Origin of the sequence: Marinobacter halodurans, assembly GCF_004327985.1 — a bacterium.
Classification (GTDB): domain Bacteria; phylum Pseudomonadota; class Gammaproteobacteria; order Pseudomonadales; family Oleiphilaceae; genus Marinobacter_A; species Marinobacter_A halodurans.
The window spans coordinates 1-225 of the sequence record NZ_SJDL01000258.1; the positions used below are offsets into that span (position 1 = coordinate 1).

Genomic DNA, 225 nt, shown 5'->3' on the forward strand with positions numbered 1-225 from the left:
TCTTCGCCGCGTTCACCGTCAGGCGCAGGCGTGCTTTCAGGAAGTGGGTGATACTGGCCATGACCCGGTGGCCTGCTCGTCTGCTGCGAACGTAAATATTGCAGTCGTCCGCATAGCGGCAGAACCGATGACCTCGCCGCTCCAGTTCCTGGTCCAATTCGGTCAGGAGTACGTTGGAGAGCAAAGGCGACAGCGGGCCGCCTTGCGGCGTGCCTTCCCGTCTCG

The 225-nt window shown here is 62.2% G+C and carries 1 protein-coding gene; it reads right to left on the reverse strand.

The features are described from left to right. Positions 1-225: reverse transcriptase domain-containing protein (locus EZI54_RS24285; RefSeq protein WP_242674601.1), on the reverse strand; the 225-nt coding region annotated here is incomplete at both ends.